Genomic DNA, 16,847 nt, shown 5'->3' with positions numbered 1-16,847 from the left:
CTGTAACAATAAGGCACATATGTTTTAAGGCAATTTGAGTGCCATGGCACAGTTCTTAATTGATTGCCTGATTGATATATAACCTAGCGGTATTTATGCAATTAGATAAATACCGATCGGCTATATAGAGAGTTATAACGGATTCAGGAGCGAGGGGCGTAAGCGAACACGTCTGCGCGCATTTGATGAGCGTCCATCCCCGCTTCAACCAACGCGTCCAGCGTGCCGTAGACCATGGCTGGCGAGCCACTGGCGTAGACGTGCAAAGGTTTCAGGTCGGGAAAGTCTTCACAGACCGCCTCATGCAGCATGCCGCAGCGCCCTTCCCAACCGCATTGATCGCTGACGACTTTGTGCAGGAACAGGTTGGGCAATTTCAGCCATTCGTCCCAATGTTCGATCTGATAGAAATCTTCCGGACGGCGCACGCCCCAGTACAGATGCACCGGATGTTTGAAGCCGTTGGCGCGGCAATGCTCGATCAGCGCGTGAATCTGGCCCATGCCGGTACCGGCGGCGACCAGCACCAGCGGCCCGTCGGGCAATTCAGCCAGATGCGTATCACCGAACGGCAGCTCGACGCGCACCATAGCGTTGCGTTGCAGCTGTTCGATCAGGCTCAATGCACTGGCTTCGCGCGCCAGCACATGGATTTCCAGATCACGTCCGCCGTGCGGCGCCGAGGCCATGGAGAATGCTGATTTCTCACCGTTCTCGCGCTCGATCATCAAATACTGCCCGGCGTGATAGCGCGGTGGCTTGCCGGCCGGCGCGCGCAAACGCACACGCCAGGTGTCACCACCCACGTCGCGGCACTCGATGACCTGACACGACAGGCTGCGCACCGGCAGTTCTCCCGGCGCGAGCACGCCATCCCACAGCAGGATGCAGTCTTCCAGCGGCTCGGCTATGCAAGTGTAGAACTCGCCGTGGTCGTGGACCTTGCCCTCCTGGGCGACGCGGCCTTCAACCAGCAACGCCGCACACACATGACAATTACCGTTGCGGCAGCTTTGCGGGCATTCGTAGCCCAGACGCCGCGCGCCGTCGAGAATCCGCTCACCGGGCTGTATCTCAAGCACTGCTCCGGAGGGCTGCAGGGTTACACGCATCAATCTATTCCTAACTGATTCCAGATGGCATCGATCCGTTGGGTGACGGCGTCGTCCTTGACGATCACGCGGCCCCACTCGCGAGTGGTTTCGCCCGGCCACTTGTGGGTGGCATCGAGGCCCATTTTCGAACCCAGGCCGGAGATCGGCGAGGCGAAGTCGAGGTAGTCGATCGGCGTGTTATCGATCATCACCGTGTCGCGCTTGGGGTCCATGCGCGTGGTGATGGCCCAGATCACGTCGTTCCAGTCGCGGGCGTTGATATCGTCGTCGGTAACGATAACGAACTTGGTGTACATGAACTGTCGCAAAAACGACCATACACCGAGCATCACGCGCTTGGCATGCCCCGGATACGACTTCTTCATGGTCACGATGGCCATGCGATAAGAGCAGCCTTCGGGCGGCAGGTAGAAGTCGGTGATTTCCGGGAACTGCTTCTGCAGGATCGGCACAAACACTTCGTTCAGCGCCACGCCAAGGATCGCCGGCTCATCAGGCGGACGGCCGGTGTAGGTGCTGTGGTAGATCGGTTTGATCCGGTGGGTGATGCGCTCGACGGTGAACACAGGGAAGCTGTCGACTTCGTTGTAGTAACCGGTGTGATCGCCGTACGGGCCTTCATCGGCCATTTCGCCCGGATGGATCACGCCTTCGAGGATGATCTCGGCAGTGGCCGGCACTTGCAGGTCGTTACCACGGCACTTGACCAGCTCGGTGCGATTGCCGCGCAAGAGCCCTGCGAAAGCGTATTCGGACAGGCTGTCCGGTACTGGCGTCACCGCGCCGAGGATGGTCGCCGGGTCCGCGCCCAATGCAACGGACACCGGGAACGGCTGGCCCGGATGCTTCTCGCACCACTCGCGGAAGTCGAGAGCGCCGCCACGATGGCTGAGCCAGCGCATGATCACCTTGTTGCGGCCGATCACTTGCTGACGGTAGATACCGAGGTTCTGGCGTTCCTTGTTCGGGCCTTTGGTGACGGTCAGGCCCCAGGTGATCAGTGGGCCGACGTCGCCGGGCCAGCAGGTCTGCACCGGCAGCATCGCCAGATCGACATCGTCGCCTTCGATGACCACTTCCTGGCACACCGCGTCTTTGACGACTTTCGGCGCCATCGAGATGATCTTGCGGAAGATCGGCAGCTTCGACCACGCGTCCTTCAAGCCCTTCGGCGGCTCGGGTTCCTTGAGGAAGGCCAGCAGTTTGCCGATTTCGCGCAGCTCGCTGACCGACTCGGCGCCCATGCCCATGGCCACCCGCTCTGGGGTGCCGAACAGGTTGCCGAGTACCGGGATGTCGTAGCCGGTGGGCTTTTCGAACAGCAACGCCGGGCCCTTGGCCCGCAGCGTGCGGTCGCACACCTCGGTCATTTCCAGCACCGGCGAGACGGGAATCTGGATGCGTTTCAACTCTCCGCGCTGCTCAAGCTGCTGCACGAAATCCCGAAGATCCTTGAATTTCATTGACGATGGCACCCTCAAAATAGGCGTACATCCTACCTGCTCTGACGGGCAAACAGCAGCCCGTCAGAGCCTGGCATCATTCAATTGTCGCTGGTGCCCAGCATCAATGGCGCAAACAACGGGCTCAGTCTGGCGCTGCCAACGTCCGAAAGATGATCGGCATCCTTGTACTGCGAGTGGCCGTCGACATCGATAGCGCACAAGCCGTCCTTGCACATCAACGGCGTCGGATCGATGACATGAATGCCGGAATCAGCGGCGCTCATCGAGCCGAACAACGACGTGAAAAACTGCTGGCGAGCCAAGTGTTCGTTGAGCGGGCGACCGAGACCTTCTGCCGAACGGCCGATGCGCGCCAGACTGGTCAGACGGTCGATGAAGCTCTTGTGTTGCAGCGGCACTTCCTTGAACAGCCAGACTTGCACTCCCGCTTCACGCAGCTCGGCCACTTGCGCCTTGAGGGCGGCGGCCATGCGCTGCTCTGCCTGGCGTGGGTTGTCCTTGCGATCAAGCAGGAACTGTAGATCGCCATCGCCGTCTTCACGACCATAAACGTACAGGCTCCAGTTCGCCGCCAGCACCACGTCCTTGATCCCCAGACTCGTGACGCGGTCCATGTTGCGCTGGTTGAAGTCCTTGCACTGCGGGCGCAAGTGGTCATCGATGATCGGCGGGCACCCGGTCAAACTGTACAGCCACACCGGCTGCACGTTGCGTCCGGCATTGCCTTCGATGGCTGGCAACAACGCTGCGGCGTGACTGTCGCCCCAGAACATTTTGGTCGCCGTAATATGTTGATCACCGCCCACAAGGCAGGTCTTGGTCAGTGCCTTGTCCGTGCTCAAGTGCATGCACTTCGACTGCCCGGCGTTCCACTCGCGCGATTGCGCATATTCCAGCGCCTTGCCGGTCAGACGCTGCGGAACGCCGTCTGCCGAGCGAATCGCCGAGCCGGTGATCGCCAGCACGGTGATCGACACCAGACCGCCGACCAACACCGAGTTACGACTGGCGAATACACGTTTCTCACGAAACGGCAGCTCGATGTAACGCAGGCTCAGCCAGGCCAGCGCCAACGCAAGTGCCATCCAGCCGAGCGCCTCCAGCGGTTGGATGCCATCGATGGAGATCGCATTGGCGTACACGTAAACCGGCCAGTGCCACAGGTACAGCGAGTAGGACAGCAGGCCGATCCAAACCAGAACGCGGACACTCAACAACCGGCCCGCCCACGTTGGGCCCTGTGCGCCAGACCAGATCAGCGCCGTCGTGCCCAATACCGGCAGCAATGCTGCCCAGCCCGGGAACACCGTGGACTTGTCGAATGTGAACACCGCCACCAGCACCGCCGCCAGGCCGGCCAGGCCAACACACTGACGCAGCCACGGCCGCGCGACATGCTTGGGCACGGGCATCACCGCCAGCATGGCCCCGCACAGCAGCTCCCACGCGCGGGTCGGCAACGAGAAAAAGGCAAACTCCGGACGGCGCTCGATGTAGATGATGTTCAAGCCGAACGACACCAGCAGCACGGCAAACAACATCCAGCGCCAATGGCGGACATAGCGCATCAGCAACACCATCATCAACGGGAAGAAGATGTAGTACTGCTCTTCCACCGCCAGCGACCAGGTATGCAGCAGTGGTTTGAGCTCCGACGCCGGCGCAAAGTAGCCGTCTTCACGCATGAACAGGATGTTGGAAATGAACAGCGACTGGTAACGAATCGTTCGCCCCAGTTCGGCAAGGTCCTTGGCCGTCAGCAGCAGCCAGCCCAATGCCAGCGTCACGATAACCACGACGGTCAATGCCGGCAGGATACGCCGGGCACGACGGCCCCAGAAATCCAGAAAACTGAAACGCTGTGCGCTGATTTCGCGGAACAGAATCGAGGTGATCAGAAAGCCGGAAATGACGAAGAACACATCAACGCCGACAAAACCGCCGCTGAATGTAGTGAATCCGAAATGAAACAGTACGACGGGAATAACCGCCAGTGCCCGTAATCCGTCGATATCACGGCGATTGCCAAACGTGTGCATGAAAAAACCTTACCTGTTCTGGATACAAAATCCCTTGAAGGCGCGAAGTTATCAGCCGCGCAAACTTCAATCCAGATACAAATAATCCAAGGCAAAAAAAAAGCGCCCTTTCGGGCGCTCCTTTTCAAACGTGTTTCGTATTACTTGCGCTTCATCGACAAGAAGAACTCGTCGTTGGTCTTGGTCGTCTTCAGCTTGTCGACCAGGAACTCGATGGCAGCCACTTCGTCCATCGGGTGCAGCAGCTTGCGCAGGATCCACATACGCTGCAGTTCGTCGTCGGCGGTCAGCAACTCTTCGCGGCGGGTGCCGGAACGGTTGATGTTGATCGCAGGGAACACACGCTTCTCGGCGATCTTGCGATCCAGAGGCAGTTCCATGTTGCCGGTACCCTTGAACTCTTCGTAGATCACTTCGTCCATCTTCGAGCCGGTTTCAACCAGCGCGGTGGCGATAATGGTCAGCGAGCCGCCTTCTTCGATGTTACGCGCAGCACCGAAGAAACGCTTTGGCTTCTCGAGGGCGTGGGCATCGACACCACCGGTCAATACCTTGCCGGAGCTCGGGATCACGGTGTTGTAGGCACGGGCCAGACGGGTGATGGAGTCGAGCAGGATCACCACGTCTTTCTTGTGTTCGACCAGGCGCTTGGCCTTCTCGATCACCATTTCAGCTACCTGTACGTGACGGGTCGGCGGCTCGTCGAAGGTCGACGCAACCACTTCACCGCGCACGGTGCGCTGCATTTCGGTTACTTCTTCCGGACGCTCGTCGATCAGCAGCACGATCAGGTGAACTTCAGGGTTGTTACGAGCGATGTTCGCTGCGATGTTTTGCAGCATGATCGTTTTACCGGCTTTCGGCGGTGCGACGATCAGACCACGCTGGCCTTTGCCGATCGGAGCGCACAGGTCGATCACACGACCGGTCAAGTCTTCAGTGGAACCGTTACCGGCTTCCATCTTCATGCGCACGGTCGGGAACAGCGGGGTCAGGTTCTCGAAGAGAATCTTGTTTTTCGCGTTCTCCGGGCGATCGAAGTTGATCGTGTCGACCTTGAGCAGAGCGAAATACCGCTCGCCTTCCTTCGGAGGGCGGATCTTGCCAACGATGGTGTCACCGGTGCGCAAGTTGAAGCGGCGGATCTGGCTTGGCGAAACGTAGATATCGTCCGGGCCGGCCAGATAGGAAGCGTCAGCGGAGCGCAGGAAGCCGAAGCCGTCCTGGAGAATCTCCAGCACGCCATCACCGGAGATTTCCTCGCCGCTTTTCGCGTGCTTTTTCAGCAGGGAGAAAATCACGTCCTGCTTGCGCGAACGGGCCATATTTTCTATGCCCATCTGTTCGGCCAATTCGAGCAGTTCGGTAATCGGCTTTTGCTTGAGTTCAGTCAGATTCATATAGGAATGACGTAATCATTTATGGAGGGGGGGAAATTAAGCTTTTGGCTTAATGAGGCCGCGCCGCAGAGAAGGCGACAGGATCGCGAACTAATTCGAAAAGGAGTGCGTCGGCGACGGCTAGCAGGGGGCAATGGAGAAACCAGTGCGGGGCCGAATGTACCACCTGAGTTTCGGAGCGTCTAGCCCTGAATACGCAAAAAGCCCCGCTAATTGCGGGGCTTTTTTTCAGGCACTTTACAGCGACGCTTAGATGTTGGCGTCGAGGAAAGCCGCCAGTTGCGACTTCGACAGGGCGCCGACTTTGGTCGCTTCAACGTTGCCGTTCTTGAACAGCATCAGCGTCGGGATACCACGCACGCCGTGCTTGGCCGGGGTTTCCTGGTTTTCGTCGATGTTCAGTTTGGCAACGGTCAGCTTGCCTTTGTAAGTCTCGGCAATCTCGTCCAGAACCGGAGCGATCATTTTGCAAGGACCGCACCATTCAGCCCAGTAATCGACCAGGACAGCGCCTTCGGCCTTGAGTACGTCGGCTTCGAAGCTAGCGTCGCTAACGTGTTTGATAAGATCGCTGCTCATGGAATTCTCCAGGTTGTAAGCAAAAAAACGTGGCCCATCATAGCCGCCCTTCCCCTGTTCAGGAAGCCGCAGTTGATTGAGTCTTGCTATGGCACTCGATGAGTTTGGGTATAGCTCAAGTCACGCCGTGGCGGGGGCGATGAAGGAAATTCCGGTGCGCAGTGCGGCGTTGCGCACGTGTTCCTGCATGGCTTTTTGCGCCGCAGCGGACGCCCGGCGTGCGAGGGCCCGCAGAATCTTGCGGTGTTCCTGCCAGGTCTCCATGGCGCGCTCGGCGCGGATGAACGGTAGTTTCTGGCTTTCCAGGAACATCTCGGCGCTGGCCGTGAGGATGTTCAGCATCGCCTGATTGCCGCTGGCCAACAGTATGCGCCGGTGGAATTCGAAGTCGAGTTTCGCGGCGGCGTCGAAGTCGCCGGCCTTCAACTGGTCACGCATGGCCGCAACATTGTCTTCCAGCGCATCCAGATCGAACGTGCTCAAGGTCACCGCCGCCAGTCCCGCCGCAAAACCTTCCAGCGCATAGCGCAACTGAAAGATATCCAGCGGCGACGCCTGCGCTGCAAACGACCAACCCGGTGCATTTTCGCCGCGCGACAGCTCCACCGGCGACTGCACGAACACGCCTTTGCCCGGCTGAATACTGACCACGCCCAGCGCACTCAACGATGACAGTGCCTCGCGCAACGACGCCCGGCTGACGCCCAGTTGCAGCGCCAGATCCCGTTGCGACGGCAAGGCATCGCCCGCGCCGAAACCCTGCTCGGTGATCAGTTTGCGGATCGCTTGCAGCGCCACTTCGGGTACTGCACGGGAAATCGAATTCATGGTTTTTCAGACGCGCCAGGCCAATGTGCGGCTAGTTGTAAAGCTATTCGCCGAGTCCGGCAAGTCGTGCCCCAGCGGGGTTCGGTGCTGCGGAGCGATGCGCGATAGCGGTGCGAAAAACAACCTGACTGTTCAGACCAGTAAGACCGAACAAACCCGCTGAAACCGCGGCCTGCCACGACGAAAGCCACGTATTGGCACGGCCCATGCTCTGTCCGAACGCAGAAATCACTTCCCGCCGATCCGGAGATTGTTCATGACCAAGCGTTACAGCGCCCTCCTCGCCGCTCTGTTCTCCTCTCTGTTGCTCAGCCAGGCTCCCGCTCACGCCGACGGTCTCGACGACGTGGTCAAACGCGGCACGCTGAAAGTCGCCGTGCCTCAGGACTTCCCGCCGTTCGGCTCGGTCGGCCCGGACATGAAGCCGCGCGGTCTGGACATCGACACGGCGAAACTGCTGGCTGATCAACTCAAGGTCAAACTCGAACTGACCCCGGTCAACAGCACCAACCGCATCCCGTTCCTCACCACTGGCAAAGTCGATCTGGTGATTTCCAGCCTCGGCAAAAACCCCGAGCGCGAGAAAGTCATCGACTTCTCCCGCGCCTACGCCCCCTTCTACCTCGCCGTGTTCGGCCCGCCAGACTCTGCGATCGCCAGCCTCGACGACCTCAAGGGCAAGACCATCAGCGTCACCCGTGGCGCCATCGAAGACATCGAACTGAGCAAAGTTGCCCCCGAAGGCGTGACCATCAAGCGCTTCGAAGACAACAACTCGACCATCGCCGCTTACCTCGCAGGGCAAGTTGACCTAATCGCCAGCGGCAACGTGGTGATGGTCGCAATCAGCGAAAAGAACCCGAAACGCGTTCCAGCCCTGAAAGTGAAGCTCAAGGATTCGCCGGTCTACGTCGGCGTGAACAAGAACGAAGCGGCGCTGCTGGCCAAGGTCAACGACATCCTGACCACCGCCAAGGCTGACGGCGCACTGGAAAAGAATTCGCAGACCTGGCTGAAAGAGCCGCTGCCGGCCGATCTCTGATCGACTGCGCGGGAGACCTTCATGGCTTATCAGTTCGATTTCATGCCGGTGGTGGAAAACACCGACCTGTTGCTGCGCGGGGCGCTGTTCACCCTTGAGCTGACCGCCATCGGTTCGTTGCTCGGGGTCGGCGCCGGAATTGTCGGGGCGTTGGTGCGGGCGTGGAACATCCGCCCGTTCTCGGCAATCTTCGGCGTCTACGTCGAGTTGATCCGCAACACGCCGTTTCTGGTGCAGTTGTTCTTCATCTTCTTCGGTTTGCCGTCGCTTGGCGTGCAGATTTCCGAATGGCAAGCGGCGGTGCTGGCGATGGTGATCAACCTCGGCGCCTATTCGACCGAGATCATTCGCGCCGGCATTCAGGCGATTCCTCGCGGGCAACTGGAAGCCGCAGCGGCGCTGGCGATGACGCGTTTCGAGGCGTTCCGTCATGTAGTTTTGCTGCCAGCGCTGGGCAAGGTCTGGCCGGCGCTGAGCAGCCAGATCATCATCGTCATGCTCGGCTCGGCGGTGTGTTCGCAGATCGCCACGGAAGAGCTGAGCTTCGCCGCCAACTTCATTCAATCGCGCAACTTCCGCGCCTTTGAAACCTACGCGCTGACCACGCTGATCTACCTGTGCATGGCGCTGCTGATTCGCCAGTTGCTCAATTGGATCGGTCGCCGCTACATCAGCAGGAGCCGCGCATGAGCGATTTCACTTTCTGGGACATCCTGCGCAACCTGCTCGTCGGCCTGCAATGGACGCTGGCGCTGTCGCTGGTGGCGTTCATTGGCGGCGGGATCGTCGGCCTGCTGATATTGATCATGCGCATTTCGAAAAACCCTGTGTCGAGCAGCATCGCCCGCACCTGGATTGAGCTGTTCCAGGGCACGCCACTGTTGATGCAGCTGTTTCTGGTGTTCTTCGGCGTGGCGCTGGCCGGGATCGAAATCTCGCCGTGGATGGCCGCAGCGATTGCTCTGACCTTGTTCACCAGCGCCTATCTGGCAGAGATCTGGCGTGGCTGCGTCGAGTCGATCGCCAACGGTCAGTGGGAAGCCTCGGCGAGTCTGGCGCTCAATCCACTGGAACAGCTGCGCTACGTGATCCTGCCGCAGGCGCTGCGCATTGCTGTGGCGCCGACCGTGGGCTTCTCTGTGCAAGTGGTCAAGGGCACCGCGGTGACCTCGATTATCGGTTTCACCGAGCTGACCAAGACTGGCGGCATGCTTGCCAACGCCACGTTTGAACCGTTCATGGTCTACGGCCTCGTCGCCCTCGGCTACTTCCTGCTCTGCTACCCCTTGTCCCTCAGTGCGCGCTACCTGGAAAGGAGACTGCATGCCTCTGCTTAGAATTTCCGCCCTGCATAAATACTACGGCGATCACCACGTGCTCAAAGGCATCGACCTCAGCGTCGAGGAAGGTCAGGTGGTCGCGATCATCGGCCGCAGCGGCTCGGGCAAATCCACCTTGCTGCGTACGCTCAATGGTCTGGAGTCGATCAACGACGGCGTGATCGAAGTCGACGGCGAATACCTCGACGCCGCCCGCGCCGATCTGCGCAGCCTGCGGCAGAAGGTCGGCATGGTCTTTCAGCAGTTCAATCTGTTCCCGCACCTGACCGTGGGCGAAAACGTCATGCTCGCGCCGCAAGTGGTGCAGAAAGTGCCAAAGGCCAAAGCGGCGGAGTTGGCGCGGGAGATGCTTGAGCGCGTGGGTCTTGGGGAAAAATTCGATGCCTTCCCCGATCGGTTGTCCGGCGGTCAGCAGCAGCGCGTGGCGATTGCCCGGGCATTGGCGATGTCGCCGAAGGTTTTGCTGTGCGACGAGATCACCTCGGCGCTCGACCCGGAACTGGTCAATGAAGTGCTCAGCGTCGTGCGGCAGCTGGCCAAGGACGGCATGACGCTGATCATGGTCACCCACGAAATGCGCTTCGCCCGCGAGGTCGGCGACAAACTGGTGTTCATGCACCATGGCAAGGTGCATGAGGTGGGGGATCCGAAGGTGTTGTTTGCCAATCCGCAGACGGCGGAACTGGCGAACTTTATTGGTACGGTGGAAGCGACAGCCTGAAGATCTTCTGAAGCAGTGATGCCCTCTTCGCGAGCAAGCTCGCTCCCACATTGGAATGCGGTCACCTATGGGAGCGAGCCTGCTCGCGAATGGCCGCGCCGCGATCTCCAGACTTTCTGCGCTGAATCAACGGTTTGAACCATGCGCGTTGGCGCCAGCCTTTGATCGTGGCACGATGTCGGGGTTATCGACCGAGACCCCCTGATCATGCCGCAATCCCAAGCCAAGAATCTGTCCCTGATCGCCGCAATCGACCTGGGCTCCAACAGCTTTCACATGGTCGTGGCCAAGGCCCAGAACGGCGAAATCCGCATTCTCGAACGTCTAGGCGAAAAGGTTCAGCTCGCCGCCGGCATCGACGATGAGCGCAAGCTCAACGAAGAATCGATGCAGCGCGGCCTCGATTGCCTCAAACGCTTTGCCCAACTGATCAACGGTATGCCGCTGGGCGCCGTACGCATCGTCGGCACCAACGCCCTGCGTGAAGCGCGCAACCGCCTCGAATTCATCCACCGCGCCGAAGAAATCCTCGGCCACCCGGTGGAAGTCATCTCTGGCCGTGAAGAGGCGCGTCTGATCTACCTCGGCGTGTCGCACACCCTTGCCGACACCCCCGGCAAACGCTTGGTCGCCGACATCGGCGGCGGCAGTACCGAATTCATCATTGGGCAACGCTTCGAGCCATTGTTGCGCGAAAGCCTGCAAATGGGCTGCGTCAGCTTCACCCAGCGCTACTTCAAGGACGGCAAGATCACCCCGGCCCGCTACGCCCAGGCGTACACGGCGGCGCGGCTGGAGATCATGAGCATCGAACACGCCCTGCACCGCCTGACCTGGGATGAAGCCATTGGCTCCTCGGGCACCATCCGCGCCATCGGTCTGGCGCTGAAAGCCGGCGGCCATGGCACAGGCGAGGTGAATGCCGAAGGTCTGGCCTGGCTCAAGCGTCGCCTGTTCAAGCTCGGTGACGTCGACAAGATCGATTTTGAAGGCATCAAGCCGGATCGCCGGACTATTTTCCCGGCAGGTCTGGCGATTCTCGAAGCGATTTTCGACGCCCTCGAACTGCAACGCATGGATCACTGTGACGGTGCGCTGCGTGAAGGCGTGCTCTACGACCTGCTCGGCCGTCATCACCATGAGGACGTGCGCGAGCGCACCCTGACCTCGCTGATGGAGCGTTATCACGTCGACCTCGAACAAGCGGCGCGAGTTGAGCGCAAAGCCTTGCACGCGTTCGATCAAGTGGCTGTGGACTGGGAGCTGGATGACGGTATATGGCGCGAACTCCTCGGCTGGGCGGCGAAAGTGCACGAAGTCGGCCTCGATATTGCGCACTATCACTACCACAAGCACGGCGCCTACTTGATCGAGCATTCGGACCTCGCCGGCTTTTCCCGCGAAGACCAGCAGATGCTCGCGTTGCTGGTGCGTGGCCATCGCCGCAATATTCCGAAAGACAAGTTTGCCGACTTCGGTGACGACGGTGACAAGCTGATTCGCCTGTGTGTGCTGCTGCGCTTTGCGATCCTGTTCCACCACATTCGTGGCACGCAGACGATGCCGCAGGTGGTGTTGCACGCGAAGGGCAACACCCTGGATGTGGAGTTCCCGGAGAACTGGCTGGATGAAAATCAGCTGACTCAGGCGGATTTCGGCCTTGAGGCAGATTGGCTGACGCGGGTGGGGATTGTGCTCACGGTCCACTGAGCCTCGATTGGGCATAAAAAAGGCGATCCTTCTGGATCGCCTTTTTTATTGGGTGTTCGGCTGGGATTTAGTGGTGTGCGTGAGATCGATGCCCCTCACCCCAGCCCTCTCCCGAGGGAGAGGGAGCCGATCTCCGTTGGCTTCGAAGCCTGAGTTCGACTCGGTATTGCAAGTCGACGTAACCCTGACATCACCTCGGTCAGTCCCCTCTCCCTCCGGGAGAGGGTTAGGGTGAGGGGCTCTGGCTCTTGGCTTTAGCTGCTCACCGGCAAAATCGGGCTACCCAACCGCTCCAGCAACGTCGCCTGCGCACTGCGCGGGTTCTGGTTGCCGGTAGGCGTGTTGCGAATGTAACGACCATCCGACTGCAAGCTCCAGCTGTGGGTGTTGTCGGTCAGATACAGTTCCAGCTCTTTCTTCACCCGGGTCAGCAGTTTTTTGCCTTCGACCGGGAAGCAAGTCTCAACGCGCTTGTCGAGGTTGCGCTCCATCCAGTCGGCGCTGGAGAGGAACATCTGCTCGTCGCCGCCATTGAGGAAGTAGAACACGCGGGTATGTTCGAGGAAGCGGCCGATGATCGAGCGCACATGGATATTGTGCGAAACCCCGGCAATCCCCGGACGCAGGCAGCACATGCCGCGCACCACCAGATCGATGCGCACACCGGACTGGCTGGCCTTGTACAACGCGCGGATGATCTTCGGATCGGTCAGCGAGTTGAACTTGGCGATGATGTGCGCGGGTTTGCCGTCGAGCGCAAATTGCGTCTCGCGGGTGATCATGTCGAGCATGCCCTTCTTCAGGGTGAACGGCGCATGCAGCAGCTTCTTCATGCGCAGGGTTTTACCCATGCCGATCAACTGGCTGAACAGTTTGCCGACGTCTTCGCACAAAGCGTCGTCGGAAGTCAGCAAGCTGTAGTCGGTGTACAGCTTGGCGTTGCCGGCGTGGTAGTTACCGGTGCCGAGGTGCGCGTAACGGACGATCTCGCCCGCCTCGCGACGCAGGATCAGCATCATCTTGGCGTGAGTCTTGAAGCCGACCACGCCGTAGATCACCACCGCACCGGCCGCTTGCAGACGGCTGGCCAGTTGCAGGTTGGATTCTTCGTCAAACCGCGCACGCAGCTCGATGACCGCTGTCACTTCCTTGCCGTTACGCGCGGCATCCACCAGCGCATCGACGATCTCGGAGTTGGCGCCGGAGCGGTACAGGGTCTGACGCACAGCGAGAACGTGCGGGTCTTTGGCGGCCTGACGCAGCAGGTCGACCACCGGGGTGAACGACTCGAACGGGTGCAGCAAGAGAATGTCCTGCTTGCTGACCACGCTGAAGATGTTTTCGCTGTTCTGCAGCAGTTTCGGGATCTGCGGGGTGAACGGCGTGTATTGCAGCTCTGGATGACTGTCCAGGCCGGTGATGCTGAACAGGCGTGTCAGGTTGACCGGGCCGTTGACCTGATACAACTCGCTCTCGCTCAGGTTGAACTGCTTTAGCAGGTAATCCGAGAGGTGTTTTGGGCAGGTATCAGCGACTTCCAGACGCACCGCATCGCCGTAACGACGTGAGAACAACTCGCCACGCAGGGCGCGGGCCAGGTCTTCGACGTCTTCGGAGTCGAGCGCCAGGTCGGCGTTTCGGGTCAGACGGAACTGGTAGCAGCCTTTTACCTTCATGCCTTGGAACAGGTCATCGGCGTGAGCGTGGATCATCGACGACAGGAACACATAGTTGTCGCCCGGGCCACCGACTTCTTCCGGCACCTTGATGATCCGTGGCAGCAAGCGCGGCGCCGGGATGATCGCCAGACCGGAGTCGCGACCAAAGGCGTCGATACCTTCGAGCTCGACGATAAAGTTCAGGCTCTTGTTCACCAGCAACGGGAACGGGTGCGTCGGGTCGAGGCCGATCGGGGTGATGATCGGCGCGATCTCGTCGCGGAAGTAGCGGCGCACCCAGGTCTTCAGCTTGACCGTCCAGTTGCGGCGCCGGATGAAGCGCACTTGGTGCTTTTCCAGCTCCGGCAACAGGATGTCGTTGAGGATCGCGTACTGACGATCAACGTGACCGTGCACCAGCTCGCTGATCCGCGCCAGCGCTTGATGCGGTTGCAGGCCGTCGGCACCGGCCTGTTCACGAGCGAAGGTGATCTGCTTCTTCAGGCCGGCGACGCGGATTTCAAAGAATTCGTCGAGGTTGCTGGAAAAGATCAGCAGGAACTTCAAGCGTTCCAGTAACGGATAGGACTCGTCCAGCGCCTGCTCCAGCACGCGGATGTTGAATTGCAGTTGCGAGAGCTCGCGGTGGATGTACAGGCTGCTGTCATCCAGGCCCGGTATCGCAATCACTGGCGCCGCCGCGACAGGTTCGGTGACTGGCGCGGGTGGCGCAGGCTCCAGTTCCGGCGGGGTCTCGGTGATTTGCTCGACCACCGGCTGAGCTTCTTTTACTGCAACTTCCGTGAGTCCTTCGGTATTCATTGAATGTTCCTGGGAGGGCTATTTCTGCTCTCGTAACAATTGAGCGGCGCGGACAGCAAAGTAAGTCAGGATGCCATCAGCGCCGGCACGTTTAAAGGCGGTCAGTGATTCGACAATCACCGCCTCGCTCAACCAGCCATTCTGGATCGCCGCCATGTGCATGGCGTATTCGCCGCTAACCTGATAGACGAAGGTCGGCACTTTGAAGGCATCTTTTACCCGGAAAAGAATGTCCAGGTAGGGCATGCCCGGTTTGACCATGACCATGTCCGCGCCTTCAGACAAGTCCGCACCGACTTCGTGCAGCGCTTCGTCGCTGTTGGCCGGGTCCATCTGATAGGAGGCCTTGTTGGCCTTGCCGAGGTTCGACGCCGAACCGACCGCATCGCGGAACGGGCCGTAATAGGCGCTGGCGTACTTGGCGGAATAAGCCATGATTCGCACATTGACGTGACCGGCAATCTCCAGCGCTTCGCGAATCGCCTGAATGCGACCGTCCATCATGTCCGACGGTGCGACAACCTGCGCGCCGGCTTCGGCGTGGGACAGCGCCTGACGCACCAGTGCGTCGACGGTGATGTCGTTCTGCACGTAGCCTTCTTCGTCGAGAATGCCGTCCTGGCCGTGGGTGGTGAACGGATCAAGCGCAACGTCGGTGATCACCCCCAGCTCCGGGAAACGCTCACGCAGGGCGCGGGTGGCGCGCTGGGCAATGCCTTCCGGGTTCCAGGCTTCGCCGGCGTCGAGGGATTTCAGTTCAGGAGGGGTAACCGGGAATAGCGCCAGCGCCGGGATACCCAGCTCGACCCACTTCGCCGCTTCTTCTAGCAGCAAATCGATAGTCAACCGCTCTACCCCGGGCATCGAGGCCACGGCTTCGCGACGGTTTTCACCGTCTAGCACGAACACCGGCAGGATCAGGTCATCGACCGTCAGCACATTTTCCCGCACCAGCCGACGCGAAAAATCATCACGACGATTGCGGCGCAGGCGCGTGGCAGGGAACAGACGGTTGGCGGGGGTAAAGCTCACGGCGGACTCCTGAGCCCGCGCAAACGGGCGAGCGTGACAGTTATAGACGGCCATTATGACCAACAGATGACAGTTGTGTGAGACCTGTGTCACGTAGCCGCATTCCATTCTCAGTGTAGGAATTGTTCACGTCGAGACACATTTGGACACTTTCATGAATGTGTCCGAAGGGTTAGGCTGCGCGTTCATTTCGCCAGCACCCAGACAATGCTCCAACAATTTCTGCATGACTTTGGCTACTTTGCCTTGTTCCTCGGCACGTTTTTCGAAGGCGAAACCATTCTGGTGCTCGCGGGCTTCCTCGCGTTCCGTGGATACATGGACATCAACCTGGTGGTGGTTGTGGCGTTCTGCGGCAGCTATGCCGGCGATCAGCTGTGGTACTTCCTGGGGCGCAAGCACGGGCGCAAATTACTCGCGCGCAAACCGCGCTGGCAGCTGATGGGCGACCGCGCGCTGGAGCACATTCGCAAGCATCCGGACATATGGGTGCTGAGTTTCCGTTTCGTTTACGGTCTGCGCACGGTGATGCCGGTGGCGATCGGTCTGTCGGGTTATCCGCCGGGCCGTTATCTGCTGCTCAACGGCATCGGTGCGGCGATCTGGGCGACCGCGCTGGCGGCGGCGGCTTACCACTTCGGCGCGGTGCTTGAAGGCATGCTCGGCAGCATCAAGAAGTACGAGCTGTGGGTACTCGGCGCGCTGCTGATTCTTGGCGTTGGCCTGTGGCTGCGCCGCCGCTTCAAGAATGCGCGGCTGGCCAAACAGGTCTACGCCGACGAGCAAGCCGCGAAAGCTGCACTGCTGAATCAAGCCGAAGAGTCCAAGCCCGCCGAACCGAAGACGCCAGCCGAGTAACTCGTTGGCGACTTGCTGCAAGCCCGCCGGCACTGAGCGGGCTGGCCGCCCCTCTCAGTCAGATACGTCACTTTTATCCTCGCTGCTCTGGCGCATTCACGTTCGCCAGCGGCGTTCTCACGCCAAAAATCCCCCGCTCGTTAAGCAGCAGGCAACCCCAAATAATGAACACCCCGGCGTTGTTGCGATCCATGTAGAAAGCGTTCCATGCAGGTGCAGCCACCACTTGAGCCTATG

Annotated in this window: 14 protein-coding genes; 6 read left to right on the top strand and 8 right to left on the bottom strand. The window is 59.9% G+C overall.

Annotation, left to right across the window (positions count from 1 at the left end):
* Positions 1-143: 143 nt before the first annotated feature.
* The 6 genes from ACOYXE_RS23885 to ACOYXE_RS23860 all read right to left on the bottom strand — a co-directional run bounded on the left by ACOYXE_RS23885 (position 144) and on the right by ACOYXE_RS23860 (position 7,427).
* Positions 144-1,112 (bottom strand): CDP-6-deoxy-delta-3,4-glucoseen reductase, encoded by a 969-nt coding sequence (locus ACOYXE_RS23885; RefSeq protein ID WP_160059842.1) that lies wholly within the window; start codon positions 1,110-1,112, stop codon positions 144-146.
* Positions 1,112-2,578, bottom strand: coding sequence for a 4-hydroxy-3-polyprenylbenzoate decarboxylase (gene ubiD / locus ACOYXE_RS23880; protein ID WP_008081413.1), 1,467 nt, complete (start codon positions 2,576-2,578; stop codon positions 1,112-1,114). The genes ACOYXE_RS23885 and ubiD overlap by 1 nt, the downstream gene beginning before the upstream one ends.
* Positions 2,579-2,658: 80 nt before the next feature.
* A complete protein-coding gene (locus tag ACOYXE_RS23875; RefSeq protein WP_160059843.1) occupies positions 2,659-4,620 on the bottom strand; it encodes an acyltransferase family protein in 1,962 nt (653 codons plus the stop codon).
* Positions 4,621-4,760: 140 nt separating this feature from the next.
* Positions 4,761-6,020, bottom strand: coding sequence for a transcription termination factor Rho (gene rho / locus ACOYXE_RS23870; RefSeq protein WP_003229334.1), 1,260 nt, complete (start codon positions 6,018-6,020; stop codon positions 4,761-4,763).
* Between the two features lie 249 nt (positions 6,021-6,269).
* A complete protein-coding gene (gene trxA / locus ACOYXE_RS23865; protein ID WP_003206727.1) occupies positions 6,270-6,599 on the bottom strand; it encodes a thioredoxin TrxA in 330 nt (109 codons plus the stop codon).
* Positions 6,600-6,719: 120 nt separating this feature from the next.
* The gene (locus ACOYXE_RS23860) at positions 6,720-7,427 is read right to left on the bottom strand and encodes a FadR/GntR family transcriptional regulator (RefSeq protein ID WP_160059844.1); all 708 of its coding nucleotides are present in this window, start codon (positions 7,425-7,427) and stop codon (positions 6,720-6,722) included.
* Positions 7,428-7,683: 256 nt separating this feature from the next.
* Here ACOYXE_RS23860 and ACOYXE_RS23855 point away from each other — a divergent pair, with 256 nt between their 5' ends.
* From ACOYXE_RS23855 to ppx, 5 genes are all read left to right on the top strand, one after another.
* On the top strand, positions 7,684-8,469 hold the full coding sequence (locus ACOYXE_RS23855; protein ID WP_460926736.1) for a transporter substrate-binding domain-containing protein: 786 nt from the start codon (positions 7,684-7,686) through the stop codon (positions 8,467-8,469).
* Positions 8,470-8,490: 21 nt separating this feature from the next.
* The gene (locus ACOYXE_RS23850; protein ID WP_460926735.1) at positions 8,491-9,159 is read left to right on the top strand and encodes an amino acid ABC transporter permease; all 669 of its coding nucleotides are present in this window, start codon (positions 8,491-8,493) and stop codon (positions 9,157-9,159) included.
* A complete protein-coding gene (locus tag ACOYXE_RS23845; protein WP_160059847.1) occupies positions 9,156-9,806 on the top strand; it encodes an amino acid ABC transporter permease in 651 nt (216 codons plus the stop codon). Before ACOYXE_RS23850 ends, ACOYXE_RS23845 begins: the two co-directional genes overlap by 4 nt.
* Positions 9,793-10,530 carry an amino acid ABC transporter ATP-binding protein gene (locus ACOYXE_RS23840; protein WP_160059848.1) on the top strand — a complete coding sequence of 246 codons (738 nt, stop codon included), beginning with the start codon at positions 9,793-9,795 and terminating at the stop codon, positions 10,528-10,530. Before ACOYXE_RS23845 ends, ACOYXE_RS23840 begins: the two co-directional genes overlap by 14 nt.
* Positions 10,531-10,737: 207 nt before the next feature.
* Positions 10,738-12,240 (top strand): exopolyphosphatase, encoded by a 1,503-nt coding sequence (gene ppx / locus ACOYXE_RS23835; RefSeq protein WP_008081406.1) that lies wholly within the window; start codon positions 10,738-10,740, stop codon positions 12,238-12,240.
* 254 nt (positions 12,241-12,494) lie between these two features.
* Here ppx and ppk1 read toward each other — a convergent pair whose 3' ends face one another.
* Entirely contained in the window at positions 12,495-14,720 is a 2,226-nt protein-coding gene (gene ppk1 / locus ACOYXE_RS23830; RefSeq protein WP_160059849.1) for a polyphosphate kinase 1, read from the bottom strand.
* An 18-nt stretch (positions 14,721-14,738) separates the two neighbouring features.
* Positions 14,739-15,752 carry a porphobilinogen synthase gene (gene hemB, locus ACOYXE_RS23825; RefSeq protein WP_160059850.1) on the bottom strand — a complete coding sequence of 338 codons (1,014 nt, stop codon included), beginning with the start codon at positions 15,750-15,752 and terminating at the stop codon, positions 14,739-14,741.
* A 207-nt stretch (positions 15,753-15,959) separates the two neighbouring features.
* Here hemB and ACOYXE_RS23820 point away from each other — a divergent pair, with 207 nt between their 5' ends.
* On the top strand, positions 15,960-16,610 hold the full coding sequence (locus ACOYXE_RS23820) for a DedA family protein (protein WP_116028473.1): 651 nt from the start codon (positions 15,960-15,962) through the stop codon (positions 16,608-16,610).
* The last annotated feature ends 237 nt before the right edge of the window (positions 16,611-16,847 follow it).

Source organism: Pseudomonas sp. MC6 (assembly GCF_054790575.1).
This window is presented reverse-complemented; position numbering and strand designations above follow the sequence as displayed.

Coding starts and splice junctions, on each gene's coding strand:
- ACOYXE_RS23885 (WP_160059842.1), bottom strand. CDS start 1,112: ATGCGTGTAACCCTGCAGCCCTCCGGAGCAGTGCTTGAGATACAGCCC.
- ubiD (WP_008081413.1), bottom strand. CDS start 2,578: ATGAAATTCAAGGATCTTCGGGATTTCGTGCAGCAGCTTGAGCAGCGC.
- ACOYXE_RS23875 (WP_160059843.1), bottom strand. CDS start 4,620: ATGCACACGTTTGGCAATCGCCGTGATATCGACGGATTACGGGCACTG.
- rho (WP_003229334.1), bottom strand. CDS start 6,020: ATGAATCTGACTGAACTCAAGCAAAAGCCGATTACCGAACTGCTCGAA.
- trxA (WP_003206727.1), bottom strand. CDS start 6,599: ATGAGCAGCGATCTTATCAAACACGTTAGCGACGCTAGCTTCGAAGCC.
- ACOYXE_RS23860 (WP_160059844.1), bottom strand. CDS start 7,427: ATGAATTCGATTTCCCGTGCAGTACCCGAAGTGGCGCTGCAAGCGATC.
- ACOYXE_RS23855 (WP_460926736.1), top strand. CDS start 7,684: ATGACCAAGCGTTACAGCGCCCTCCTCGCCGCTCTGTTCTCCTCTCTG.
- ACOYXE_RS23850 (WP_460926735.1), top strand. CDS start 8,491: ATGGCTTATCAGTTCGATTTCATGCCGGTGGTGGAAAACACCGACCTG.
- ACOYXE_RS23845 (WP_160059847.1), top strand. CDS start 9,156: ATGAGCGATTTCACTTTCTGGGACATCCTGCGCAACCTGCTCGTCGGC.
- ACOYXE_RS23840 (WP_160059848.1), top strand. CDS start 9,793: ATGCCTCTGCTTAGAATTTCCGCCCTGCATAAATACTACGGCGATCAC.
- ppx (WP_008081406.1), top strand. CDS start 10,738: ATGCCGCAATCCCAAGCCAAGAATCTGTCCCTGATCGCCGCAATCGAC.
- ppk1 (WP_160059849.1), bottom strand. CDS start 14,720: ATGAATACCGAAGGACTCACGGAAGTTGCAGTAAAAGAAGCTCAGCCG.
- ACOYXE_RS23820 (WP_116028473.1), top strand. CDS start 15,960: ATGCTCCAACAATTTCTGCATGACTTTGGCTACTTTGCCTTGTTCCTC.